This is a genomic window from Actinoplanes palleronii (assembly GCF_016862315.1).
Taxonomy (GTDB): Bacteria; Actinomycetota; Actinomycetes; order Mycobacteriales; family Micromonosporaceae; genus Actinoplanes; species Actinoplanes palleronii.
Window position 1 is genome coordinate 22,463 of the sequence record NZ_BOMS01000025.1, and the last position, 23,860, is coordinate 46,322.

At 70.5% G+C, this 23,860-nt stretch carries 21 protein-coding genes; 5 read left to right on the forward strand and 16 right to left on the reverse strand.

Annotated features, from left to right (window positions below; translation table 11 throughout):
* Nucleotides 1–55: 55 nt before the first annotated feature.
* From Apa02nite_RS09510 to Apa02nite_RS09565, 12 genes are all read right to left on the reverse strand, one after another.
* Nucleotides 56–1,402: a glutamine synthetase family protein gene (locus tag Apa02nite_RS09510; protein ID WP_203824712.1), complete on the reverse strand. Its 1,347-nt coding sequence runs from the start codon at nt 1,400–1,402 to the stop codon at nt 56–58.
* A 68-nt stretch (nt 1,403–1,470) separates the two neighbouring features.
* Nucleotides 1,471–3,009, reverse strand: a complete 1,539-nt coding sequence (locus Apa02nite_RS09515; RefSeq protein WP_203824713.1) for an amino acid permease — start codon at nt 3,007–3,009, stop codon at nt 1,471–1,473.
* A 263-nt stretch (nt 3,010–3,272) separates the two neighbouring features.
* On the reverse strand, nt 3,273–4,328 hold the full coding sequence (locus Apa02nite_RS09520; protein WP_203824714.1) for an ABC transporter permease: 1,056 nt from the start codon (nt 4,326–4,328) through the stop codon (nt 3,273–3,275).
* A complete protein-coding gene (locus tag Apa02nite_RS09525; protein ID WP_067689169.1) occupies nt 4,325–5,218 on the reverse strand; it encodes an ABC transporter ATP-binding protein in 894 nt (297 codons plus the stop codon). The genes Apa02nite_RS09520 and Apa02nite_RS09525 overlap by 4 nt, the downstream gene beginning before the upstream one ends.
* A 61-nt stretch (nt 5,219–5,279) precedes the next feature.
* Nucleotides 5,280–5,939, reverse strand: coding sequence for a response regulator (locus tag Apa02nite_RS09530; protein ID WP_203824715.1), 660 nt, complete (start codon nt 5,937–5,939; stop codon nt 5,280–5,282).
* Between the two features lie 85 nt (nt 5,940–6,024).
* Entirely contained in the window at nt 6,025–7,299 is a 1,275-nt protein-coding gene (locus tag Apa02nite_RS09535; protein ID WP_203824716.1) for a sensor histidine kinase, read from the reverse strand.
* A 136-nt stretch (nt 7,300–7,435) separates the two neighbouring features.
* Complete coding sequence (locus Apa02nite_RS09540; protein ID WP_203824717.1) at nt 7,436–7,801, reverse strand: MerR family transcriptional regulator; 366 nt, start codon at nt 7,799–7,801, stop codon at nt 7,436–7,438.
* Nucleotides 7,802–8,311: 510 nt separating this feature from the next.
* Entirely contained in the window at nt 8,312–8,719 is a 408-nt protein-coding gene (locus Apa02nite_RS09545; RefSeq protein ID WP_203824718.1) for a DUF5615 family PIN-like protein, read from the reverse strand.
* Nucleotides 8,709–9,386, reverse strand: a complete 678-nt coding sequence (locus Apa02nite_RS09550; RefSeq protein WP_203824719.1) for a DUF433 domain-containing protein — start codon at nt 9,384–9,386, stop codon at nt 8,709–8,711. The genes Apa02nite_RS09545 and Apa02nite_RS09550 overlap by 11 nt, the downstream gene beginning before the upstream one ends.
* Nucleotides 9,387–9,443: 57 nt before the next feature.
* Entirely contained in the window at nt 9,444–10,028 is a 585-nt protein-coding gene (locus tag Apa02nite_RS09555) for a TetR/AcrR family transcriptional regulator (protein WP_067689744.1), read from the reverse strand.
* Between the two features lie 15 nt (nt 10,029–10,043).
* Nucleotides 10,044–12,185: a YhgE/Pip family protein gene (locus Apa02nite_RS09560; RefSeq protein WP_239164218.1), complete on the reverse strand. Its 2,142-nt coding sequence runs from the start codon at nt 12,183–12,185 to the stop codon at nt 10,044–10,046.
* Nucleotides 12,182–13,105 carry an ATP-binding cassette domain-containing protein gene (locus Apa02nite_RS09565; RefSeq protein WP_203824721.1) on the reverse strand — a complete coding sequence of 308 codons (924 nt, stop codon included), beginning with the start codon at nt 13,103–13,105 and terminating at the stop codon, nt 12,182–12,184. Before Apa02nite_RS09565 ends, Apa02nite_RS09560 begins: the two co-directional genes overlap by 4 nt.
* 112 nt (nt 13,106–13,217) lie before the next feature.
* On the opposite strand from Apa02nite_RS09565, the gene Apa02nite_RS09570 reads away from it, so the two are divergent.
* Together Apa02nite_RS09570 and Apa02nite_RS09575 are read left to right on the forward strand one after the other, a co-directional pair.
* Complete coding sequence (locus Apa02nite_RS09570) at nt 13,218–14,198, forward strand: LLM class F420-dependent oxidoreductase (protein ID WP_239164219.1); 981 nt, start codon at nt 13,218–13,220, stop codon at nt 14,196–14,198.
* A 365-nt stretch (nt 14,199–14,563) separates the two neighbouring features.
* Nucleotides 14,564–15,271, forward strand: coding sequence for an ArsR/SmtB family transcription factor (locus tag Apa02nite_RS09575; protein ID WP_373872881.1), 708 nt, complete (start codon nt 14,564–14,566; stop codon nt 15,269–15,271).
* Nucleotides 15,272–15,968: 697 nt separating this feature from the next.
* Here Apa02nite_RS09575 and Apa02nite_RS09580 read toward each other — a convergent pair.
* Nucleotides 15,969–16,577: a PadR family transcriptional regulator gene (locus Apa02nite_RS09580; protein ID WP_203824723.1), complete on the reverse strand. Its 609-nt coding sequence runs from the start codon at nt 16,575–16,577 to the stop codon at nt 15,969–15,971.
* 123 nt (nt 16,578–16,700) lie between these two features.
* On the opposite strand from Apa02nite_RS09580, the gene Apa02nite_RS09585 reads away from it, so the two are divergent.
* A complete protein-coding gene (locus Apa02nite_RS09585) occupies nt 16,701–17,540 on the forward strand; it encodes a GNAT family N-acetyltransferase (RefSeq protein ID WP_067698628.1) in 840 nt (279 codons plus the stop codon).
* Nucleotides 17,541–17,690: 150 nt separating this feature from the next.
* Here the strand turns inward: Apa02nite_RS09585 and ispG are convergent, their stop codons facing one another.
* The 3 genes from ispG to dxr are packed head-to-tail and all read right to left on the reverse strand — an operon-like array spanning nt 17,691 to nt 21,369.
* Complete coding sequence (gene ispG, locus Apa02nite_RS09590) at nt 17,691–18,863, reverse strand: flavodoxin-dependent (E)-4-hydroxy-3-methylbut-2-enyl-diphosphate synthase (RefSeq protein WP_067698630.1); 1,173 nt, start codon at nt 18,861–18,863, stop codon at nt 17,691–17,693.
* A gap of 8 nt (nt 18,864–18,871) precedes the next feature.
* Nucleotides 18,872–20,161 (reverse strand): M50 family metallopeptidase, encoded by a 1,290-nt coding sequence (locus tag Apa02nite_RS09595; protein WP_203824724.1) that lies wholly within the window; start codon nt 20,159–20,161, stop codon nt 18,872–18,874.
* A complete protein-coding gene (dxr, locus tag Apa02nite_RS09600; protein ID WP_203824725.1) occupies nt 20,161–21,369 on the reverse strand; it encodes a 1-deoxy-D-xylulose-5-phosphate reductoisomerase in 1,209 nt (402 codons plus the stop codon). Before dxr ends, Apa02nite_RS09595 begins: the two co-directional genes overlap by 1 nt.
* Between dxr and Apa02nite_RS09605 the strand changes: the two genes are divergently transcribed.
* Both Apa02nite_RS09605 and Apa02nite_RS09610 read left to right on the forward strand, forming a co-directional pair.
* A complete protein-coding gene (locus tag Apa02nite_RS09605) occupies nt 21,359–22,231 on the forward strand; it encodes a YhjD/YihY/BrkB family envelope integrity protein (RefSeq protein WP_203824726.1) in 873 nt (290 codons plus the stop codon). The two genes, dxr and Apa02nite_RS09605, sit on opposite strands and share 11 nt — an antisense overlap.
* A gap of 27 nt (nt 22,232–22,258) precedes the next feature.
* Nucleotides 22,259–23,824, forward strand: a complete 1,566-nt coding sequence (locus tag Apa02nite_RS09610) for a phytoene desaturase family protein (RefSeq protein ID WP_203824727.1) — start codon at nt 22,259–22,261, stop codon at nt 23,822–23,824.
* The last annotated feature ends 36 nt before the right edge of the window (nt 23,825–23,860 follow it).

Below are 23,860 nucleotides of genomic sequence, written 5' to 3' on the forward strand. Positions count from 1 at the left end.
GTTGCGTGGGGAGTTCGGGCGCGGAGCGCACCGAAACTTCACACGCTGGCCGGGGTCAGAGGCGTTCGAAGCCGCGGCGCAGCTCCCAATCGGTGACCGCGGCGTCGAAAGCGGCCAGCTCCACCTGTCCCATGTTGGCGTAGTGGGCGACCACGTCCGCCCCGAACGCCGCTTCCGCCACCGAGCTGGACGTCCACAACCCGGTCGCCTCCCGCAGCGTCGTCGGCACCCGCTCCGCGTCCGGATCCCCGTAGGCGTTGCCGGCGAACTCCGCCTCCAGCGACAGCCCGTTCTCGATCCCGTGCAGGGCGCCGGCCACCAGCGCCGCAATCGCCAGGTACGGGTTCACGTCCCCGCCCGGCACCCGGTTCTCCACCCGCATGCCCTCGCCGTGCCCGGCGATCCGCAGCGCGCAGGTCCGGTTGTCCACGCCCCAGCGCAGCGCGGTCGGCGCGAACGAACCCGGCTGGTACCGCTTGTACGAGTTGACGTTCGGCGCGAACAGCAGGCTGAACTCGCGCATGGTGGCGAGCAGCCCGGCGAGCACCTGCTGACCGATCTCACTGAGGTGGGCCGGCCCGTCGCCGAGCATCGCCGACCGGCCGTCCTCGCCGCGCAGCGAGAAGTGGATGTGGCAGGAGTTGCCCTCCCGCTCGTTCGGCTTGGCCATGAAGGTCAGCGCCATCCCCTCCTGGGCGGCGATCTCCTTCGCGCCGTTCTTGTAGATCACGTGGTTGTCGGCCGCGGTGAGCGCGTCGGCGTACTTGAACGCGATCTCGTGCTGACCGAAGTTGCACTCGCCCTTGGCGCTCTCCGGGAGCAGGCCGGCGCCGTACATGTCGTTGCGGATCCGGCGCAGCAGCGGCTCGACCCGGGCGGTGCCGAGCAGCGAGTAGTCCACGTTGTACTGGTTGGCCGGGGTGAGGTCCCGGTACCGCTTGCTGAACGCCTGCTCGTAGGTGTCCCGGTAGAGCACGAACTCCAGCTCGGTACCGGCGAACGCGGTCAGGCCGTGCGCCGCCAGCCGGTCCAGCTGGCGGCGCAGGATCTGCCGCGGGGAGGGCCGGACCGGTTCGCCCGCGGTGTCGTGCAGGTCGGCGAGGACCATCGCGGTGCCCGGCTGCCACGGCACCCGCCGCAGCGTGTCGAAGTCCGGCCGCATCACGAAGTCGCCGTACCCGGTGGACCAGGAGGACATCTCGTACCCGTCGACGGTGTTCATGTCGACGTCCACGGCCAGCAGGTAATTGCAGCCCTCGCTGCCGCCGCTGACCACCTCGTCCATGAAGTACCGGCCGTGCAGCCGTTTGCCCTGCAACCGCCCCTGCATGTCGGTGAGCGCGAGCAGCACGGTGTCGATCGATCCGTTGCCGACCGCTACGTCGAGGTCCTCGAGATCCATGGTCCAGTCCTATCAGTCGTTGGGCGTCGGCAGGGTGGGCTCGCCATGTGCCGCCTGCGGCTCTTCCATCAGCCGTCAGCAGCCGGCATGGTCGGCTCACCGTGTGCTGCCGCGTCCAGGAGGTTCGACTTGGGCCCGGTGAACCACTCGCGGGCACTCGCGAACCACCAGATCGTCGCCCCGCCGAGCACCACGACCACCGCGACGATCGTGTAGTTGAAGTTCGCCGCGGTGACCGGGCCACTGACCGGAAGCACGAACAGCACACAGATGACGATTACCCAGACGATCGACGCCCACCCGATCGGGGCGCTCCACTTTCCGAGGTTCCACGGACCGGGCTGGAAGTCCGGGAGGCGGCGGCGCAGGAAGACCGGTCCGACGTACGCGATGTAGAGGCCGATCACCGCGATCGAGGTGGCCGCCGCGTACGCCGTGGTGCTCCACAGCGACGGCAGCACCAGGAGCGTGGAGAGCGTCACGCACAGCCAGATCGAGTTGGTGGGCGTGCCGGTGCGCGGGTTGACCTGCTTCCACAGCCGGGAACCGGGCAGCGCGCCGTCGCGGGCGAACGCGTACGACATCCGGGAGTTCGCGGTGACCGAGGCCATCCCGCAGAACCACTGCGCGACCATGCAGATGAAGAGCAGGAACACCCCGACGTTGTGGCCGGCCGCGTCGATGAAGATCTGGGCCGGCGGCAGTGCCAGCGCGGTGGTCCGTTCGGCCTCGTAGTCCTGGATGGACCAGGTGATCGCGAACAGCAGCACGAACCCGGCGATCACCGAGACCACCACGGACATCACGATGCCGCGGGGCGCCGCGTTCGCCGCGTCGTGGGTCTCCTCGGCGACGTGCGCCGAGGCGTCGTACCCGGTGTAGGTGTACTGCGCCATCAACAGTCCGATCAGGACGGCGTAGACGCTCGCGCCGGCGAACCCGAACCCGGTCGAGTTCTTCACCTCGAAGAACACCTCGGAGATCGGCTTGTGCTGGTCCGGCAGCACGGCCAGCAGCACGACGATCACCGCGACGCCGACCAGGTGCCACCAGGCGCTGACGTCGGAGAGCACCCGGACCAGGTTCACGCCGAACGTGTTCAGCAGCCCGTGCACCACGATGATGACCAGGAAGATCAGGAAGGTCCGGCCCGGGGTGACCTCCATGTCGAAGGTCAGGCTCAGGAACGCCGAGGTGGTGATCGCCGCCCCGAAGTCGATCGCCGCGGTGACCGCGACCTCGCCGAGGAAGTTGAACCAGCCGATGAACCAGGCCCACGCGGCCTTGTTCCGCTTGGCCAGCGCGGCGGCCCACCAGTAGAGCGCGCCGGCGGTCGGATACGCCGAACAGACCTCGGCCATCGCGAGCGCCACCAGGGTGACCATGATGCCGACGAAGAGCCAGCCCAGGGTGATCGCCAGCGGCCCGCCGGCGTTCATCGCGATCCCGTACGAGGTGATCGCCCCGGCCAGAACCGAAATGATCGAGAAGGAGACGGCAAAGTTGGAGAAGCCGGACAACCGGCGGTGAAGTTCCTGTTTGTACCCGAGTTGGGCGAGACGCTCCTCATCGGTACTGCTGCTGACGGCGGCTGGTTCAGTGCTCATGCGCGAGCTCCCTTGCCGAAAGGTGTGACCTGAGCCACGGGTTCCGTGATGATCGCTCCGCTGTGTTACGGCCGTCAATGATCAGCGTTAACAACATTGCCGGTTGTCCTGCACGGTGCGAACCTTCGCCATCCGGATCGGGCTTGACCCTGACGCAGCGTCAACCCACCAACGGGGCTGCGCGAGCACGGCTGGGCACGGTGGACACGAGGGGAGCGGCTCCCGGAGTGACCCGGACGCCGCTCCGGTCGTACCGTAAGAAATCAGGCCTTGCGCAGCGCGGCCATGAACGAGGTCTTGACCTGGGTCCGCAGCAGCGACCCGGAGTAGACCCGGGCCCCGACGCCCAGCAGCACCACCGTCGTGGCGACCAGCAGCACCAGCGCCGCCACCGGCTCCCACAGCGCCACGTCCCCGTCGAACAGCCGGACCGGCATGGCGATCGGCGACGAGAACGGCACGAACGACAGCACCTTCATCGCCAGCCCGTCGTGCGGAACGCTGAGCACCGCGAAGAACGGGATCAGCACCAGCATCTGCACCGGCATCGTGGTGCTGGCCAGCTCCTCCTGCCGGGAGGCGAGCGCGCCCACCCCGGCCCACAGCGAGGCCAGCATCACGAAGCCGAGGGCGAAGAACGGCAGGAACCAGCCGACCGCCGGTGCGACCGCACTGAGCAGGCCGGGCGCCGTTTCGGTGACGGTCATGCCGACGATCGCGACCAGGCCGAGCAGCGCCACCTGGGCGAAGGCCAGCGCGGTCAGCGCGGCCACCTTGCCGGCCAGCAGCGCCCGGACCGGCACGCTGGCGACCAGGATCTCGACGATCCGGGTCTGCTTCTCCTCGACCACGCTCTGCGCGATCTGCATGCCGAAGGTGAACGAGGTGAAGAAGAACAACATCGCGAACGCCAGCGGCACCACGATGGCCGCGACCGGGTTGACGTCGCTGGGGTCGAGCAGCCGGACCTGCGGTTCGGTGCTGAGCGCCCGCACCACGTCGTCCGGGTCCTCGTCCAGCCCGATCACCTCCGGGCCGGGCAGCACCGCCGCGTCGACCTCGCCGTCGCGCACCAGCTGCTCGGCGGTCGCGGCGTCCGGCACCAGCCGGGCCTCCAGGCCCTGCTCCCGCAGCACGCTGACCGTGGCGCTGTCGGTGACCGCGACCTTGGTGGGTCCGCCGTCGAGCAGCGCCGGCAGCAGCATCGACGCGAGCACGATGAGCAGGAAGACCGCGGTGCTCCAGAGAAAGGCCTTGTCGCGCAGCTTGACCCGGATCTCCCGGGCCGCGACCAGCTTGGCGGCTTCGAACGTGGTCACTGGATCACCTCTCGGAAGATCTCGGCCAGCGAGGGGCGGACCGGGCCGAACGCGTGCACCGGGCCCCGGGCCAGGGCGGACCGCAGCACCTGCTGGTCCTCGGCGCCGTCACCCAGGTCGAAGACCGCGGTCCGGCCGTCCAGGTCGACCAGGGAGACACCGGGTTCGTCGCGCAGCCAGCCGGCGTCGCCACCGACCTCGATCCGGAACCGCGGCAGGGTGTACTGGTCGCGCAGCCCGGCGCGGTCGCCGGCCGCCCGGATCGTGCCGTCCGCAATGATCACCAGGTCGTCGCAGAGCCGTTCCACCAGGTCGAGCTGGTGGCTGGAGAAGAGCACCGCGGCGCCGGCGGCGGCCCGCTCGCGCAGCACGCCGAGCACGTTCTCGACGGCCAGCGGGTCGAGCCCGGAGAACGGCTCGTCCAGCACCAGCAGCTCCGGGTCGTGCACCAGCGCGGCGGCGATCTGCGCCCGCTGCTGGTTGCCCAGCGACAGCTTCTGCACGTGGTCGTCGGCGCGTTCGCCCAGCTCCAGCCGGTCCAGCAGGACCAGGGTGCGCTTGCGGGCCTCGGCGGCGCTCAGCCCGTGCAGCCGGCCCAGGTAGACGACCTGCTCCAGCACGCTCATCTTCGGGTAGAGGCCGCGCTCCTCCGGCATGTAACCGAAGCGGTGGCGGATCTCCCGGGTCAGCGGCTCGCCCTGCCAGGTCACCGTGCCACGGTCGGCGGCGAGGACCCCAAGGATGATCCGCATGGTGGTGGTCTTGCCGGCGCCGTTGGCGCCGACGAATCCGGTCAGCCGACCGGTCGTCACGGTGAACGACACATCCTTGAGGACCTGCCGGTCACCGAACGACCTGTCGACCGCGTCGACGGTGAGGACGGTGTTCATGCCGTAGACGCTAGGCGTCACGACCGCCCGCGGCGTCCGGCTCCCGGCGGAGGGCTGCGGGTCATCCCTGCGACGGACGCACGACCCCCATCTCGTACGCGAGGACGACCGCCTGGGTCCGATCCCGGGCGCCCATCTTCATCAGCACCCGGCTCACGTGCGTCTTCACCGTGGTCTCGCCCAGGTGCAACGCCGTGGCGATCTCCGCGTTCGTCGCGCCGCCGGCCAGCTCGACGAGCACCTCGTGCTCCCGCGGGGTCAGCTCGCCGAGGCGGACGCCCGGTTCCGGGGTGCGCTGCCGGGGCGCGCTGAACTCGGCGATCACCCGGCGGGTCACCGCCGGGGCGAGCAGCGCGTCACCGGCGGCCAGCACCCGGACCGCCTCGGTCAGCGCCTCCGGTGTGCCGTTCTTCAGCAGGAACCCGCTCGCGCCGGCCTGCAACGCCTCGAACAGGTAGTCGTCCCGGTCGAAGGTGGTCAGGATCAACACCGACGGACCACCGGCGGCGGCGATGCGGCGGGTCGCCTCCAGGCCGTTCATCTCCGGCATTTCCACATCCATCAGTACGACGTGAGGACGCAGCCGCAGCGCCATCTCGACCGCGGTGACCCCGTCGGCGGCCTCACCGACCACGGTGATGTCGTCCTCCAACTCGAGGATGACCCGGAACCCGGACCGGACCAGCCGGTGGTCGTCCGCAAGGAGGACCTCGATGCTCACGCTGTGCCAGCCTTCGGCATGCTCTCGTGGCCCTCGCCTGCGAGACCGTCGTTCGGCGCGGCGCGGTGCCGCTCGGTGCAGTCGATCATGCCGTGCTCCCGACGGTCGACGACGAATACGGCAGACGGACCCTGACCCGGAATCCACCGGTGCTGCGGCGGCCGGCTTCCAGGGTGCCGTCGTGCACGGTGACCCGTTCCCGCATCCCGATCAGCCCCATCCCGCTGCTCCCCGCGCCGGTGCCGCCCCGGCCGTCGTCGGCGACGTCCAGCTCCAGCTCGCCGGCGAGGTACCGCACGCGGATGTCGAGGGTGCCGGCCTGCGCGTGCTTGAGGGTATTGGTGACCGACTCCTGCACGATCCGGTAGGCCGCCTGGGACAGCGAATCGGGCAGCGCGGCCGGCTCACCGTACGTACCGAAATGAACCTCGAGACCCGCCTCCCGGGCCCGATCGGCGATCTCCTCGATCCGGTCGATCCCGGCGACCGGCCCCTCCACCGCGACCGGCGTGCTGGCCCGCAGCGCGCCCAGCATCCGGCGCAACTCGTCGACGGCGGTCCGCGCGCCGTGCTCGATCGCGGTCAGCGCGGTGACCGCCTTATCCGGGTCCTTGGTCAACGCCCGGCGGCAGGCGGACGCCTGGATGCCCATCACCGACACGTGGTGCGCGACCACGTCGTGCAGCTCCCGGGCGATCCGGACCCGCTCGTCGAGCACCGCCCGGCCGGCCGCCGCCTCCTGGGCCGCACGCAGCTCGGCGGCCTGCTCCTCGAGCTGGTGCCGGCGCCAGACCGAGTGCCAGGCCGCGTCGCCCATCAGGTACGTGAAGGCGAAGTACACGACGTTCTGCAGGTAGCCCACGAAGATCGCCGACCAGAACTGCGGCAGCTCACCGGAGGCGTCCGACGTCGAGACCGCGATGATGTCGCGATACAGCGCGTACGAGACGGTCAGCCAGGCGAACATCACCGCGATGATGACCAGCCGCACGATCCGCGCCCGCTGCCGGTCCGGCCCCCACGCGCCGAGCGTGTAGATCGCCGCGAACAGGGCGTACGTCGTGATCATCTGCTCCTGCGAGAACCGGACCTGCGCGATGATGAAGCACACCGAGATCACCACGGCGACCACGTCCGGGAACCGGCGGCGCCAGGCCAGCGGCAGCGTGGTGACCACCGCCCAGAAGATCTGCTCGGGGATCGCCGGGGCGTGGTCACTGTGGTAATAACCGGTGCTGCGCAGCAGGAACAGGCTGAAAACGGCGACCGCGGCGACCGCGAACCCGGTCCACAGGTCGCTGCTGCGCTGCCGGGCGGTCGGCCCGGGCCGGCGCCACTCTTCGATGGTCCACGATCGCATGCGGAAACGATTACACGTTTCGCCCCATGGTCACAGCCGGTGCCCGCGGCCTTTTGTCAGTCGCCGTCGGCCCTTTTGTCAATCGCCGTCGGCCCGCGGCCCTTTTGTCAGCCGGCGTCGGCCCGCGGCCCTTTTGTCAGCCGGCGTCGGCTCGCGGCCGGACCGCGCGGCGGACCTGCATCGGGATGGTGGCGTCCTCGCCCGGCCCGAGCGTGCCGCCGAGCTCGTGGATCCGCCGGTGTGCGGCGGCCAGCCGGTCCTCCAGGGTGACCACCCGGACCGCGGCGGCCAGCAGAAAACCCTGGTCGAGCAGGATCCGCACCCGGGCCGCGAGGTCGAGCTGATGCCGCGAATACCGCCGGTGCCCACCGGCCGACCGTTCCGGCTCGATCAGCCCGGTCCCGTCGAGGGTACGCAGAAAGGCCGGGGTGACGCCGATCAGCTCGGCGGCCCGGCCCATGGTGTACGCCGGAAGGTCGGCGTCGTCGGCAATGCTGGGCATCGTCCCCTCAGACGAACAGTCCAGGGCCCCGGCGGGTAACCGGGGCCCTGGATTTTCAATTCTGTTGCCGACTCATCTGGCCGGCTCAGGCGGTCGACCGGCTGCGTGCCGCTAGCAGTCGACCGGAGTGATGTGCATCGGCTGCGATCACCTCTCGTCGGGTCGGGGACGTCTCCAATACGCGTTGCTGCGGTATTTCGTCCTCCTTCTCCAACTCAGCGTCTGTGCCAGTTGCAGTGCCGGCCGAAGCCGACGCAATGAACATATGCCTGTTCCCCGCCGATTTCTAGAGTCGCCGCTGTAGATTTTTTAGCCACACCCCAACGTGACCTGCGATAACGCAAGCCCCCGTCAATGCCTGCAAGCACTCTCAACCGCGGTGCGAGACCGCTGGCGATCGCCGCTCGCCTGCTGGACCGCGGCTTCAGCAAGCATGAAGATGACGACTCAAAGACCGCCGGTCAAAAATCAGCAGGTGTCGATGAGCGGCGCCCTGCGATCGGGCCCGCTCTAGTCTTCTCCGGGAATCCACAGCGAATCCACCCGCCCGTCGCGATGCACCACCCAGATCCCGCCGGCGGGATTCGCCGCACAGATCATGTGCATCTGCCGCAGTCCTGCCAGGAAAGCGGCAGCCATCTCTGCGAAGCTCAAGTTCGCATTCGACAACGCAAAAAGGCAGACCCGGTGCGCTGCCACCGCTTCACGTTCCGAAGTGACATGCCGGATGCGCTTGTCCTTCGTCAGGGCGGCCCACCCTTGCGACCCGGCATACGCGATCCACGAGACGTCTTCCACCTGCTGGGACGCCGGCTCGCCGAACACGTCCGCCAAGGTGTGGACCCGCTCGCCGACGTCTCGCAATGCTGCGACGACACGGCGGCCAATGTTGCGATCGGCCAGGAATTCAAGCGGCACGCCGCGCCATCACACGAAGCACCGCCTCAACCTCGGCAGTGCCCAGCCCATACTCGTCGGCGATGTCCTCGACAGACTCGCGTCCGCCGTAGAACAGATCTGCCACCGTTTCGACGGGCACCTTACTGGCTGCGAAAACCGGCTGCCCGAAACCAAATCTAGGGTCGACGATGATGTCTGCGCCCTCGTACGGCCGCAACGTGATCCGGCTGGCGAAACCGTCCGGGGCGTACGAGACGAATCTGATCACCGTCTCCACAACCTGCCGGAGGGCCTGCTGTCCGTCGCGGGCACGAACCCATTCGGGCGCAACCCGGGTGGCAGCGTTGTAGAGCAGATCCCCACCATCGGAAGCGATGGTGTTCGTCGCCAGTACGTACTCGTTTCCCGTTTCCTGACGTAGACGCTCGACACCGGCTCGGATCTCTTGCATCGACAGGCCCGTGTTGCGTAGCTCTCTCAAGATCTGGGCTTCAGCAAGCGCGATGAAGGGCAGACGCGGGCCGCGCGGCGTGCGAGGGGACACGGAGTGCATCACTGATCGTTCCCGATCACTCGCGATCCACTGCTTGAGGGTGTTCGCGGGGATACCGAGATGCACCCCAGCGGCCTGGGCAGTGAGCAGCGGCGCGGTGAATCGCTGGTCCCGCTGCACACCATCTGCCATAGCTCCACCGTAGCGGCTCGCCATCGTCGGCTGGCACAACCATCCGGTCGCCATCGGCTACGCGACGCGGCGGACGATGGCCAGCAGGGCCTCCTCGACGTCCTCGATGGGGCGCTCCGGCTGGAAGACCAGCCAGTCCACCGCGACCACCAACCCCACGCCGAACAGTGCCGCCGACGCCACCCGCACGTCCAGCTCCGCCGGCAGCTCCCCCGAGTCCACGCCCGCCTGGACCGTCTCGGCGATCACGCCGATCGACTGCTCCCGGAGCAGCAGCAGGGTCTGCTGCCACTCCCGGTTCGTCCGCCACATCTCGGAGATCAGCAGCTGGGCGAAGGCCTGGTAGCGCCGGATGTACTCCAGCTGGGCCCGGATCAGCGCCCGCACCGCGTCGCGCGCCGGCAGGCCCTCGACCGCGGCGCGGAACTCGGCGGTGAGCAGGCCGACGCCGTGCCGCAGCAGCTCCTCGAAGAGGTCCGTCTTGGACTTGAAGTTGTAGTAGACCGTGCCCTTGGCCACCTTGGCGCGCAGCGCGATGTCGTCCACAGTGGTCGCCGAGAAGCCCTGTTCGGCGATCAGTTCGACCGCGGCCTCGTACAGCTTCTGGCGGGTGTCCTCACGCCGCCTGCTCCGCCCGTCCATCGCCATCAGACCAGGCTAGAGGACCAGATCGGGGTGCAGATCCGCGGAGCGCAGCCGGCGCTGCCGAGCGGCGACCAGCACGGTCAGCAGGAAGGCCACCGCGCCGAACCCGGCCAGGATCAGGGCGCCGTGCACGATCGGGGCGCTGTTGCCGCCGTCGACGGCGTGCCGCATCGCCTCCACCACGTACGTCATCGGGAGCAGCGGGTGGATCGCCTGGAAGATCCAGGGGGTGGTCTGCACCGGGTACGTACCGCCGGACGAGGTCAGCTGCAGCATCAGCAGGACCAGCGCGACGATCCGGCCGGGTGCGCCGATCGCCGCCCCGATCAGCTGCATGATCCCGGCGAAGACGGCCGCGGTGCCGAACAGCAGGCCGAGGCTCACCCACGGGTGGACCGGGGAGAGCCCGAGGCCGAACCGGACCACGACGTACAAAAGCAGTGCTTGAACCAGGCCCAACAGCACACCCGGCAGCAGACCGGCAAGCGTGACCCGGGGGGCCGGTGCGCCGGAGACCAGGTAGCGCCGGTTCAACGGGCGCAGCAGCATGTAGTTGATCATTGCGCCCACCCAGAGGGCCAGGGCCAGGAAGTACGGGGCGAAGCCCACGCCGTACGTGCCGGCCGGGTTGCGCACCACCCGGTCCAGCGAGACCGGGTCGGCCAGCACGCCGGAGCGCTGCGACGCGTCGTCGTACGCCGGAATCTCCTTCGCCCCGTCGGTCAGCTTGTCGGCCAGCTGGCCGGCGCCGTCCTGCAGGTCGGCCAGCCCGTTTGCGATCTTGTGGCCGCCGGTGGACAGCGTGGCCAGCCCGGAGTTCAACTCGCGGGCGCCACTGGCCAGCCGGTACACGCCGTTCCTCAGGTCGGTGGCACCGTCCGCGGCGATCGCGGTGCCGGTCTTGATCTTCTGGGCGCCGGCGGACAGCTTGTTCAGCCCGCTGGCGAGCCGGTCCACCTGGGCGCGCGCGGTGGCCACGTCGTCGGCCAGGTGCGGCGCGGCGGCGGCGATCGCGCGGGCGTCCTTCGCCACCTCGCGGAGCCGGGTGCGCAGCCCGTCCAGGTCGGCGGCGGCCACCTTGCGCTGGATCCGCGTGGCGTCGGCGACCAGCCGCGACGCGAGCCGTTTCGCGTCGGCCAGGCCGGGGGTGTCTTTGGGCAGCCCGTTCAGATAGCTGCGGAGTTCCTTGGCGTCGCTGAGTGCCTGGCCGGCCGCGTCGTCGATGGCGCCGACGTTCTTGGCGAGCAGGGTGGCGCCGTCGGCGACCAGGTTCGCGGCGAACTCGATGGTCTGCGCGTTCTCCCGGAGCTTCGGTTCGACCTTGTCGGCCACGCCGTCCACCGCCGAGGCCAGCCGGTTGCCCCCGGCCGCCGCCTCGGCGAGCTTCGCGGACAGCTGGGTGGTGCCGGACTCCAGCTCCTTCAGGCCGTCGGCGAGCTTGTTCGCGCCGCGCCCGGCGTCACCCAGGCCGTTGGCGATCTGCCCGGCGCCACGGTGCGCGTCGTCGATGCCGGCCGCTTCCTTCTGTGCGCCGGCGTGCAGCTTCCCGGTCGCGTCAGCGATCTTGCCGGCCGCGTCGGCGGCCTTCTCGGTCTGCGCCTTGAGGTCGGTGAACCCGATCAGCATCTGGTCGTAGTACTTCGCCGACGCGCTGGCCGACGCGGCCGACCGGACCTCGTCGAAGGCGGTCCGGGCGAAGACGCCGGACAGGTAGTTGGTCGAGTCGTCGCTGACCGCGCTGAGCTGCGCGTTCTCCGCGGTCTTGGCGTCGTTCGGCGCGGCCGCCAGGTTGCCGGAGAAGTCCGCCGGGATGCGCAGCTCGATCTGGTACTTGCCGTCCTTGAGCCCGGCGTCGGCGGTCCTCGCGTCGACCAGGTGCCAGTCGAAGACCTCCCGCTCGATCAGCTTGTCGGCCAGGTCCCGGCCGGCCTGCACGGTCTTGCCGTTCTGGTCGGTGGCCGGCTTGTCCTCGACGACGAGGGCGGCCGGGATGTGGTTCAGGTGGCCGTAGGGATCCCAGAACGCGTAGAGGTACAGCGCCCCGTAGAGCAGCGGCACCACCGCAAGGACCGCGAGGGCCGCCGCCGTCAGCCGGCTGCGGGTGAACCGGCGGAGCTCCAGCCCCGCCAGGGAGATCGTCGACAATCCGGTCACTGTTCTGCCCGCTTCCCGCCGTCATGGCCGCTCTCGACACGGCCTTCGGCCGATTCCCCGGCGTCCGCCGCCGGTCCCGCTTCCACCGGGGCGTCCGCATCCCCCGCTTGCGGTTCCTCTTCCGGTACGACCGGAGCCGCGTCCTCGTGCGGCGCGTCGTCGTGCGGCGCGTCGTCCGGCTGTTCCGCGTCCGCCGCCGGGACGTCCGCGGTCTCCGGGGCGGGCTGATCCGTTGCGGTCAGCGCGATCGGCTCCTCGGTCGCGGCGGGCTCGGCCGACGCGTCCGGCTCCCCCACGGCGTACTCCGCCGCGGTCAGCACCACCACCCGGCCCGCGTCCCCGCCCTGCGGGTCGTTCAGCCGCACCACCCGGTCCACCCGCGCGGGATCCACCTCCCGCGCCGTGACCAGCACCGCGACCCCCGCCGCGGTCAGTTCCCCGAGCAACCCCCACAGCTCGGCCCGCTCCCGCCCGTCCAGCCCGGCGTCCACCCCGTCCAGGGCCACCAGCGCCGGCGACGACAGCCCGGCCAGCACCAGCCCGAGCACCTGCCGCTGGTACGGCGTGAGATCCCGCCCGCGCAGCTCCGGGTCGAGTCCGTGCAACGGCACCGAGCCCGCTTCCCGCTGCGGACGGCCGAGCAGGGCGAGCCGTTCCTTGACGTGCTCGTGGACGGTGAACACCGGTTCCGGGTCGTTGACACCGGCCACGTGGCCCAGCACCGCCGTACCACAGTGGTCGATTTTGCCCTGGGACAACCGCAACCGGCGCGCCAACGCCAGCACCGCACTGGTCCGGCCGCTGCCCGGTGGACCGACCACCGCGACCGTCTCGCCCGCCTCGACCACCAGGTCGAGATCGCGGACGAGCCAGCGCCGATGGTGCCGGACCCCGGCGGCCGTCGCGCTCAGCACCGACATGATGTCCCCCAAACTGAACTGACCGGTCAGTGCAAAAACATACCCACGGCGGCGCGTCGGGATATCCACAGGTGGTGGACATCACGACGGTCGGCCCGGCAGGATCGGGACCATGTCGATGCGATGGGGCATGACCGTTCCGCTCGGTGGCGTTTCGCTCGCCGACCACGCCGCCGTCTTCCACGGCCTGGCCGACGCGGGTTTCACCGACGCGTGGACCGCCGAGGTGGCCGGCACCGACGCGTTCACCCCGCTCACCCTCACCGCCGCCTGGGAGCCCCGGCTGCGGCTGGGCACCGCGATCGCCCCGGTCTACACCCGCGGGCCCGGCCTGATGGCGATGACCGCGGCCGCGCTCGCCGAGACCGCGCCCGGCCGCTTCCAGTTCGGCATCGGCGCGTCCTCCCCGGTGGTGGCCGGCGACTGGAACGCCGCCGACTTCGTCAAGCCGTTCGCCCGCAGCCGCGACATGCTCCGCTTCCTGCGGGCCGCGCTGGCCGGTGAGGTGGTCGACGAGGCCTACCCGACGTTCACCGTGAAACGCTTCCGCCTGGAGCGCCCGCCGGCCGTCCCGCCGCAGCTCATGCTCGCCGCGTTGCGCCCGCAGATGCTGCACCTGGCGGCCGCCGAGGCGGACGGCGTGATCCTCAACTGGCTGTCCGCCGCCGACGTGCACACCGCGCTCGCCGAGACCAAGCAGGCCGGCCCGGACTTCAGCGTCGCCACCCGGATCTTCGTGGTCCCGACCGACGACGCGACCTACGCCCGCGCGGTCGGCCGCCGGCTGATCACGTCGTACCTCACGGTCCCGGCCTACGCCGCGTTCCACCGCTGGCTGGGCCGCGAGGAGCTGCTCACCCCGATGTGGGAGGCGTGGTCGGCGGGAGACCGCAAGGGAGCGCTGGCCGCGATCCCGGACTCTCTGGTGGACGATCTGGTGGTGCACGGCGCTCCGGATGAGGTGCGGGCGCGCGTGCAGGCCTATGCGGACGCGGGCGTGACGATCCCGGTGATGGCGCTGCTCCCGACTCCGGAGTTGGAGCGGGGCGGGATGCCGGCACTGAATGAGCTGATCACCGCGCTGGGCCGGTAAACTCAAGATCAAATTCTTGAGGTCGTGCGTCCGCTGGGGTGCGGACCGTCGCTCCCGCCGGGACCCCTGCGGGCTTCGCTGGCCGCTGGCGCGTCCAGAACGCGAAGCCCTCCGGGGCGATGTCCGCGGGTGGTCGCGGAAACCCCTGGTGGCGCCTGCCGTCGAGCGTGTTGCGGTTTCCACAGTTCGACGTCGTCCACAGCCCCTCAGCCCCCCACCCCCCTCCCCCGCCACACTGTCTAAGGGGGAGCCCCCTGGGAGGGTGGGCTTTGGTGTGGTCGACTCCCGGGGGATCTTGGGCATTGGCTGTCGCGGCTGCCGGCGGGCGAACAGTTCGCCGGGGACCGAAGCGTTGCCGCCGGAGAATGGGCGCCATGACTGACGCGTCGGGGCTCGCCGGGTTCGCGGCACTGCTGGCCGACCGGACCCGCGCGGCGATGTGCCTCGCCCTCCTCGACGGCCGCGCCTGGACCGCCGGCGAGCTGGCCGCCCACGCCGGGGTGGCCCGGTCCACCGCCACCGGGCACCTGGACCGCTTGATCGGCGGCGGCCTGCTCACCGAGGCCCGCCAGGGCCGGCACCGCTACGTCCGGCTCGCCGATCCGGGTGTCGCCGCCCTGCTCGAGGACATCACCGCCCGCCTGGAACCGGGTCTGCCCCCGGCTCGCGGCCTGCGCGCGGCCACCGCCGACGCGGCCCTGCGTCGCGGCCGCACCTGCTACGACCACCTCGCCGGCCGCCTCGGCGTAGCGGTCACCGACGCGCTGACCAGCACCGGCCGGCTCGACCAGTCCAGCGGTTTCGCCCTCACCGACGAGGGTCTGACCTGGCTCACCGACCAGCTCGGCGTCGCGCCGGATCAGCTCCGCGCGAGTCGCCGCCCACTGGCCCGAGCCTGCCTCGACTGGACCGAACGCCGCCCTCATCTCGGCGGCCTGGCCGGCGCCCGGATGTGCGAAACGTTCCTGACCCGCAAGTGGCTGACCCGCATCGGCTCCGGCCGGGCAGTCCGCCTCACCCCGGCCGGCCGCACCGCCCTCCACACCCTGCTCAACCTCACCGACCTCGACTGACCCCGATCTCCGCGCCCCGGCCGGGACCGGTCAGCAGCCCAGGCAGCTCGGGCCCGCTACGCGCAGGTCAACAGCCCAGCGCAGTACGCGCATGCGAAGTCGGCGGGGAGCCGATGAACACACCCACAACGAACGGCCGGGGCGATGGACGCACGCAGAACAGGCCCTCGGGGCGGTGAGCGCACGCGAAAGAGCGACCCCGGGGCGGTGAGCGCACGCGGACCGAGACTGCGTGAGCTGACCGCCCCCATGGGGGCGCCGACAGTCCGCGATCCAGGATTGCGTGCAACTGCCGCCCCTCGGGTCCGGCGAAAAGGAACCTCGGGTCGTGGTGCGATGCGAAGGGGTAGCCACGGCACATCGATCGGCAAGGCATGCGCACGCGGCGAGCCCCGGCCCGCGTGCACCGCCGCGGAGTCCGCGTCCGGGCGGGGCCCCACCGCGCTTCCGGTTCCCGGCTGGCGTTGAGGGCTGCCTCCAGGCGCGTGAAACAGCCCTCAGCACCAGCCGGCGATCTACAGCTGGTACTGGCGGTCGCCTCCGAACCCTTGAGGCACCCCTGAGCGCCAGCCGATGAGCCGCAACCGGCCCGGACAGGTGGTGGGTGGCTCGGGGCGTACACAAAAGGAGCGCAACCCGAAGGTTGCGCTCCTTTTCGCCTGGCCGAGGGCCGTCTCGCCCCGGGCCGCGGCGAGTGTCATTCGCTGTCGGCGAGGATGGCGTACAGCTTGCGCTTCGTGTCGTTCAGGACCTCGAGCGCCTTGTCCCGCTGCTCCGGCGTGCCGGAGAAACCGACCTGCTTGAGCGCGCTGAAGATGCCGACCGCGGCGTCGCGGAAATCCTGCACCTGGTCCTTGGTGTCCTCGCCGAAGCGGTTCCACGGCGGGTTCTCCGCGGCGGTCTCGGCCTCGGGGCGGCCGTCCGCGGTGAGGCGGTAGCTCTTGCGGCCGCCGTCGGCGGTCGCCTCGATCAGGCCCTCGTCCTCCAGCAGCTGGAGGGTCGGGTAGATCGAGCCGGGGCTCGGGCGCCAGATGCCGTTGGTGCGGGCGTCCAGCTCCTGGATCATCTCGTAGCCGTGCATCGGGCGCTCCACCAGCAGCGCCAGGACGGCAGGCCGAACGTTGGGCCGGCCGCGGCCACCGCGACGGCCACCGCCGCCGCGCCCGCCGAACTCGCCCGGGCCGAAACCGCCGCCAGGGCCGCCGAAGCCACCGCCGGGGCCGCCAGGGCCGCCGAAGGGGAATCCGGGCGGGAAGCCGAACCCACGCATGCGATGTCCGTGATGTCCCTCATGTTGGAACCTCATGTTCTTCTCCGTTCTGTTGTCGATAGTTAGACGATATATCGGCAACGTGTCGGGCGCAAGGGTTTCTGAACTGATGGGGTTGCCGTGCGTGTCGGACGGCCCCGATCTGGCAATGTGGTAGCTGTGTTGACGGTGCCCATTCGCCAGCTCGGTGAGCCGGAGCGCGCGGCAGTCCAGCGGATCCTGGACGCCGACCCCTACGCGGGCGCGCAGATCGCCGAACGGGTCGCCGCCCACGGGCTGAACTGGTGGCGCTCGGACGGCCGGATCTACGGGTACGACCCCGGCCGCCGAGTCGAGTCGATCATCTGGTCCGGCGCGCACCTGGTCCCGGTGGGTGCCACGCCGCCGGCCGTCGCGGCGTTCGCCGACCTGCTCGGCTCCGAGCCCCGGATCTGTTCGTCGATCATCGGGCGGGCCGAGGCGGTGCTCGACCTGTGGGACCGGCTGAGCGCGACCTGGGGGCCGGCCCGTGACGTGCGCCCGCATCAGCCGCTCCTGGTCACCGACCGGTCGCCGCTGGTGCCGGGTGATCCCGCGGTGCGCCTGGTCCGGCCGGGCGAGGTGGATCAGCTGTTCCCGGCCGCGGTGGCGATGTACACCGAGGAGGTCGGGGTGTCGCCGCTGCAGGACGACGGCGGGCGGGGCTACCGGCGGCGGATCTCCGAGCTGGTCAAGGGCAAGCGGGCGTACGCACGGTTCGTCGGCGACCAGGTGATCTTCAAGGCCGAGCTGGCGATCATCACGCGGCGGACCACGCAGGTGCAGGGCGTGTGGGTCCATCCGGAATATCGCGGGCGCGGCATCGCGACCGCGGCCATGACGGCGGTGGTGAACGACGCGCTGCGCCGGGTCGCTCCGACGGTGAGCCTCTACGTGAACGACTACAACACCGCGGCCCAGCGGGTCTACCAGCGCTGCGGCTTCGTCTCCGCGGGAGCGTTCGCGACAGTGCTCTTCTAAGTCCTTCAGCGGAGCGAGAAAGACGCCGCGAAAAGGAAGCAAAACGGAAAGACGCCGCGAAAAGGAAGCACGGCCGAGACAACACCGCGAAGCAAAAGCAGAAGGCCCCGGGAAACCCGGGGCCTTCTCACAACAGAGCAAAAAGCCGGCTCAGTGCACCGTGACAACCGGCCCCGGGAGCAGCTCGCGCAGCTCCTCCGGCAGCTCGGCGCCCATCTCGTCGGCGAGGCGCAGCGCCTCCTCGACCAGCGTCTCCACGATGATCCCCTCGGGCACGGTCTTGATGACCTTGCCCTTGACGAAGATCTGGCCCTTGCCGTTGCCGGACGCCACCCCGAGGTCGGCCTCCCGAGCCTCGCCCGGCCCGTTCACCACGCAGCCCATCACGGCCACCCGCAGCGGCACCGGGAACCCCTCGAGCGCCGCGGTGACCTGCTCGGCGAGGGTGTAGACGTCGACCTGGGCGCGGCCGCAGGACGGGCAGGAGACGATCTCCAGGCCGCGCTCGCGCAGGCCCAGCGACTCCAGGATCTGGTTGCCGACCTTGATCTCCTCGACCGGCGGGGCGGAGAGCGACACCCGGATGGTGTCGCCGATGCCCTCGGCGAGCAGGGCACCGAACGCCACGGCCGACTTGATCGTGCCCTGGAACGACGGGCCGGCCTCGGTCACACCCAGGTGCAGCGGGTAGTCGCACTGCTCGGCGAGCTGCCGGTACGCCCGGATCATGACGACCGGGTCGTTGTGCTTGACCGAGATCTTGATGTCCCGGAAGCCGTGCTCCTCGAACAACGAGCACTCCCAGAGCGCCGACTCGACCAGCGCCTCGGCGGTGGCCTTGCCGTACTTCTCCAGCAGCCGCTTGTCCAGCGATCCGGCGTTGACGCCGATCCGGATCGGGATGCCGGCGTCGCCGGCCGCCTTCGCGATCTCCTTGACCTTGTCGTCGAACTGCCGGATGTTGCCCGGGTTGACCCGGACCGCCGCGCAGCCCGCGTCGATCGCGGCGAACACGTACTTCGGCTGGAAGTGGATGTCGGCGATCACCGGGATCTGTGACTTCCTGGCGATCGCGGGCAGCGCCTCGACGTCGTCCTGGGACGGCACCGCGACCCGGACGATCTGGCAGCCGGACGCGGTCAGCTCGGCGATCTGCTGCAGCGTCGCGTTGATGTCGGAGGTGAGCGTGGTGGTCATCGACTGGACGCTGACCGGGGCGCCGCCACCGACCAGGACGCCACCGACGTTGATCTGCCGGCTCTTCCGGCGCGGGGCCAGCGGCGGCGGGGGCAGGGCCGGCATTCCGAGACTGATCGCAGTCATCTCACTACTCACTTGAAGATCGTAATCGGGTTGATGATGTCGGCGGTCGCGGTCAACAGGGTGAACGCGCCGCCTATCAGGATGACCGCGTAGGTCAACGGCATCAGCTTGTAGTAGTCGACACGCCCGGGATCGGGACGGCGAAGTCGCTGGTAGAGCCAGGAGCGGACCTTCTCGTACCAGGCGATGGCGATGTGGCCGCCGTCCAGCGGGAGCAGGGGCAGCAGGTTGAACAGGCCGATGAAGACGTTGAGCGAGATGAAGATCTGCCAGAAGATCTCCGGTACGCCCTTCTCGATCGCCTCGCCACCGAGCCGGCTCGCCCCGATCACACTGATCGGGGTGTCCGGGTCACGCTCGTCGCCGACGATCGAATTCCACAGGGCGGGGATCTTCTGCGGGATCCGGGCCATCGCCTTGAACGAGTTCTCGACGAGGTACCACCCGTACTCGCCGGACGCCTTGACGCCGCCGGCCGGGCTCGACTTGATCACGTACGGCTGGTCGGTGTCCCAGCTCAGGCCGGCGACCGAGACCGTGGAGGTCTTGCCCTTCGGGTCGTCGAGGGGCGCCCGCTCGTCGCTGATCAGCTTGACCGTGGTGGTGCGGGTCTGTCCGTCGCGGACGTACTCAAAAGGGGTGTCGCCGGGCTGGGACGCCCGGATCGTGGCGGTGAGCTCGCCCCACGTCGAGACCGGGGTGGTGCCGACCTTGGTGATCCGGTCCAGGCTCTGCAGGCCGGCGGCGGCAGCCGGTGCCGGCACCGCGCCGTTCACGCCGGGCACGCAGTTCTGGCTCGCGGCGGTCTGTGTCGCCTTGTCCAGGGTGGTGAACACCGACTGCAGCTGGTAGCAGTCGCCGACCCCGATGATCGCCGGGGAGGCGGCCCGCTGCGCGTCGGTCTGCGGGATGTCGATGTTGGGCAGGCCGACCGAGATGGCCATCACCCACGCGCCGGCCAGGGCCAGCATGAAGTGGGTGATCGAGCCGGCGGACATCACGATCGTCCGCTTCCAGACCGGGAACCGCCACATCGCGCGGTGCTGGTCCTCCGGCGCCACGTCGTCGTCCTGCGGCGTCATCCCGACGATCTTGCAGAAGCCGCCGAGCGGGATGGCCTTGAGGCCGTACTCGGTCTCACCGCGCTTGAACGAGAAGATCGTCGGCCCGAAGCCGACGAAATACTGGGTCACCTTCATGCCCAGGCGTTTGCCAGTGATCATGTGACCCAGTTCGTGCAGGCTCACCGAGATCAGGATGGTCAGCGCGAACGCCGCCGCACCAAGCCAGAACAGCATCAGGCTCCTTCAGCCACAGTCGCGATCGTCCGCTGCGCTTGGGCGCGCGCCCATGCCTCCGCGGCCAGCACGTCATCGACGGTACCCGGCTCCGCGAAATCCGGGGCGGCGCCGAGCACCCGCTCCAGGGTGTCGACGATGCCCAGAAAAGGTAGCCGACCGGCGACGAAAGCGGCCACACACTCTTCGTTCGCGGCGTTGAAGATCGCCGGACGGCAGCGCCCGGTCCGGCCGGCCTCCTTGGCCAGCTCGACCGCCGGGAACGCCTCGCTGTCCAGCGGGCGCAGCTCCCAGTTGTGCGCGAGGGTCCAGTCCACCCCGGCGGCCGCCGCCGGCACCCGGTCCGGCCAGGCCAGCGCGAGCGCGATCGGCAGCCGCATGTCCGGCGGGCTGGCCTGTGCCAGCGTCGACCCGTCGGTGAACTCGACGAGTGAGTGCAGCACCGACTGCGGGTGGACCATCACCTCGATGTCGTCGTACGACACCCCGAACAGCTCATGCGCCTCGATCACCTCGAGCGCCTTGTTCACCATCGTCGCCGAGTTGATCGTCACGACCGGGCCCATGTCCCAGGTCGGGTGCTTGAGCGCCTCCTCGGGGGTGACGTTCGTCAACTCCTGCCGCCGGCGGTCCCGGAACGCGCCCCCGCTGGCGGTCAGCACCAGCCGGCGCACCTCGTCGGCCCGTCCGCCGCGCAGGCACTGGGCCAGCGCGGAGTGCTCGGAGTCGACCGGGACGATCTGCCCTTCCTTGGCGATCCTCCGGACCAGCGGCCCGCCCGCGACGAGGGACTCCTTGTTGGCCAGGGCGAGGATCCGGCCGGACTCCAGCGCGGCCAGCGTCGGCGCCAGCCCGAGACTGCCGACCACCCCGTTGAGCACCACGTCACCGGGCCAGCGGGCCAGCTCGGTCATCGCGTCCGGACCGGCCACGATCTTGGGGAGCTTGAAGTCGCCGGACGACCAGCCACGCTTCTGCGCCTCGGCATAAAAAGCCAACTGCAGATCTTGTACGACCGAGGAGCGGGCGACCCCGACCACCTCGACGCCGAACTCCAGCGCCTGGGCGGCGAGCAGCCCGACGTTGCCGCCACCGGCACCGAGAGCGACCACCCGGAAGCGCTCCGGTTTGCGCCGCACGATGTCGAGGGCCTGGGTGCCGATGGATCCGGTGGAGCCGAGCAGGACGAGGTCTCGCATGCCGCCCATCTTCCTAGACGCCCGATCCACGGGTGAGCGCGGGACGCCGTCTGGGTACCAGGAGCGCGTGCCGATCAAGCTGTTCCGACTGTTGCGTGGGCGTGACCTCGCCCTGCACGCCGCCGCGGTGACCTTCTACAGCGGGATCGCGGTCGTCCCGGTCGCCCTGCTCGCCATCTGGCTGACCGGGCTGGTGGCCGGGGCCGACCGGGTCCGGCGGCTGACCGGCCGGACCATCGCGGCCCTGCCCGACCAGATCGGGGCGCCCCACGCGCTGTCCGCGCTGATCGAGGCGGGCCTGCACCTGACGCCGCTGTTCGCGCTGGCCAGCCTGCTCCCGGCCACCCTGTACGGCGAGGGCCTGCGCCGGGCGTTCGTCTCGCTGCGCCGCCCCGGCGAGTCGCTGGTCGGCTGGCGCGGCCGGGTGCTCTGGCTGCCGCTGCTGGCCGCCGCGCCGGCGCTGCTGCTCTCGCTGTTCCTGGCCCTGCCCACCACCAGCGCCCTGTGGATCCGCGGCGGCTGGTGGTCGGTGCTGGGCGTGGTGCTGTCCTTCCTGGCCGCCTGGCTGGTGCTCACCCCGGTGGTGATCTGGGTGTTCCGCTACGTCGCGCCGGGCCGGCCGCCGTGGCTGCCGACCGTGCTGATCGGCTCGTTCACCGCCGCCAACCTGTCCGGCTTCCTGCACGGGTTCGTGCTGTTCTGCTCGCTGCCACTGAACCTGGGCGCGCCGTTCGGCGGATTCGACATGATCGGCGGGGTGGTGGCGGTCGGCCTGTGGCTCTACCTGTTCCACACGATCGTCCTGGTCGGCTTCGCCGTGACGCACGCCGTCAAGCCGGACGCAACCGACGTTTCGCCCGACAGCAGGTGACCGGAACGCGAGGTAGCGTCGATCCACATGACCCCCCTTCCCGACCGCGCTGACGTGGTGATCATCGGAGCCGGTCACAACGGCCTGGTCTCCGCGATCATGCTGGCCCGCGCCGGGCTCGACGTCGTCGTGCTCGAGGCGGCCGGAGTGCTCGGCGGCGCGACCCGCACCGAGCACCCGTTCGCCGAGGTCCCCGGACTCGGCCAGTCCACCGGTTCGTACCTGCTCGGCCTGATGCCGCCGGAGCTGCTGCGCACGCTCGACGTCGACATCCCGATGCTGCGCCGCGATCCGCACTACTTCCTGCCGACGCCCGGCCCGGCCGGCTCGCCGTACCTGCTGTTCGGCCAGGACCGGCAGGCCACCCGGCAGCAGCTGGAGACGTTCTTCTCGGCCCGGGACGCGGCCGCCGACGAGGCCCTGGCCGTGGAGATCGGCGCGCTGCGCGCCGACCTGGCCCCGGCCTGGCTGGAGGAGCCGGCGTCGGTCGAGGCGATCGCCGACCGGCACATCCGGCCGCAGCTGCAGAGCACGTTCCTCGACCTGGTGCGCGGCTCGGTCGCCGACTACCTGGCCCGGTTCGGCTTCAAGAGCGAGCTGCTGACCAGCATGTACGCGGTCACCGACGGCCTGTCCGGGCTGACCGCGGGCCCGGACGACCCGGGCACCGGGCACAACTTCCTGGTGCACAACATGTGCCGGCTGCCCGGCGCGGACGGCACCTGGCTGATCGCCGAGGGCGGGATGGGCACGGTCTCCCGGGTCTTCGCCGACGCGGCGCGGGCGGCCGGCGCGAAGCTGTTCACCGATGCCGAGGTGACCTCGGTGACGATCGACGGCGGCGCGGCCAGCGGGGTGGTGCTGGCCGACGGACGGACGATCGGCGCCCGGGTGGTGCTCGGCAGCTGCGATCCGTACCGGCTGATGTCGCTGGTGCCGGACGGCACGCTGCCCGCCGCGCTGACCTCGCGGATGGCCGCGGTGAAACGGCCCGGCAGCACCCTCAAGATCAACCTCGCGCTGCGGGACCTGCCCACGTTCAGCTGCCTGCCGGCCGGGGCGCCGTCGCCGTTCGGGTCGACGATCCACCTGCTGCCCAGCGCCGGCGACTCGCCGATGGCCGCGCTGCGCGCCATGTGGGCCGACGTGCAGGCCGGGAAGCTGCCCGACGAGCCGACCATCGAGTGGTATGTGCACACCACGGTCGACCCGTCGCTGCGGGACGCCGCGGGCCACCACTCGTCCGCGCTGTTCGTGCAGTCGGTGCCGTTCCAGCCGGCCGGCTCGTCCTGGGACGCGGAACTCCCGGCGTACGTGGACCGTCTCCTGGCGATCTGCGACCGCTACGCGCCGGGCACGTCCGACCTGGTCGCGGACGTGTTCGCGCTCACCCCGCCGGGCATCGAGGAGCACTTCGGGATCACCGGCGGCCACATCCACCACGTGGACAACACTGTCGCCTTCGACCAGCGGATGCCGTATTTCACCGGCGTCGACGGGCTCTACGCGGGCTCGGCCGGCACCCACCCGGCGGGCAGTGTGATCGGCGCCGCCGGCCACAACGTCGCGGTGCGCATCCTCAAAGACCTTTAAGACCCTTTTTGTGTACGGCGGGGAGCCCCGATGCGG

Excerpts from the sequence above, each read along its gene's own strand:
- Apa02nite_RS09510 (WP_203824712.1), bottom strand. The coding sequence starts at position 1,402 with ATGGATCTCGAGGACCTCGACGTAGCGGTCGGCAACGGATCGATCGAC.
- Apa02nite_RS09515 (WP_203824713.1), bottom strand. The coding sequence starts at position 3,009 with ATGAGCACTGAACCAGCCGCCGTCAGCAGCAGTACCGATGAGGAGCGT.
- Apa02nite_RS09525 (WP_067689169.1), bottom strand. The coding sequence starts at position 5,218 with ATGAACACCGTCCTCACCGTCGACGCGGTCGACAGGTCGTTCGGTGAC.
- Apa02nite_RS09535 (WP_203824716.1), bottom strand. The coding sequence starts at position 7,299 with ATGCGATCGTGGACCATCGAAGAGTGGCGCCGGCCCGGGCCGACCGCC.
- Apa02nite_RS09540 (WP_203824717.1), bottom strand. The coding sequence starts at position 7,801 with ATGCCCAGCATTGCCGACGACGCCGACCTTCCGGCGTACACCATGGGC.
- Apa02nite_RS09550 (WP_203824719.1), bottom strand. The coding sequence starts at position 9,386 with ATGGCAGATGGTGTGCAGCGGGACCAGCGATTCACCGCGCCGCTGCTC.
- Apa02nite_RS09555 (WP_067689744.1), bottom strand. The coding sequence starts at position 10,028 with ATGGACGGGCGGAGCAGGCGGCGTGAGGACACCCGCCAGAAGCTGTAC.
- Apa02nite_RS09565 (WP_203824721.1), bottom strand. The coding sequence starts at position 13,105 with ATGTCGGTGCTGAGCGCGACGGCCGCCGGGGTCCGGCACCATCGGCGC.
- Apa02nite_RS09570 (WP_239164219.1), top strand. The coding sequence starts at position 13,218 with ATGTCGATGCGATGGGGCATGACCGTTCCGCTCGGTGGCGTTTCGCTC.
- Apa02nite_RS09575 (WP_373872881.1), top strand. The coding sequence starts at position 14,564 with ATGGGCGCCATGACTGACGCGTCGGGGCTCGCCGGGTTCGCGGCACTG.
- Apa02nite_RS09580 (WP_203824723.1), bottom strand. The coding sequence starts at position 16,577 with ATGAGGTTCCAACATGAGGGACATCACGGACATCGCATGCGTGGGTTC.
- ispG (WP_067698630.1), bottom strand. The coding sequence starts at position 18,863 with ATGACTGCGATCAGTCTCGGAATGCCGGCCCTGCCCCCGCCGCCGCTG.
- Apa02nite_RS09595 (WP_203824724.1), bottom strand. The coding sequence starts at position 20,161 with ATGCTGTTCTGGCTTGGTGCGGCGGCGTTCGCGCTGACCATCCTGATC.
- Apa02nite_RS09605 (WP_203824726.1), top strand. The coding sequence starts at position 21,359 with ATGCCGCCCATCTTCCTAGACGCCCGATCCACGGGTGAGCGCGGGACG.
- dxr (WP_203824725.1), bottom strand. The coding sequence starts at position 21,369 with ATGGGCGGCATGCGAGACCTCGTCCTGCTCGGCTCCACCGGATCCATC.
- Apa02nite_RS09610 (WP_203824727.1), top strand. The coding sequence starts at position 22,259 with ATGACCCCCCTTCCCGACCGCGCTGACGTGGTGATCATCGGAGCCGGT.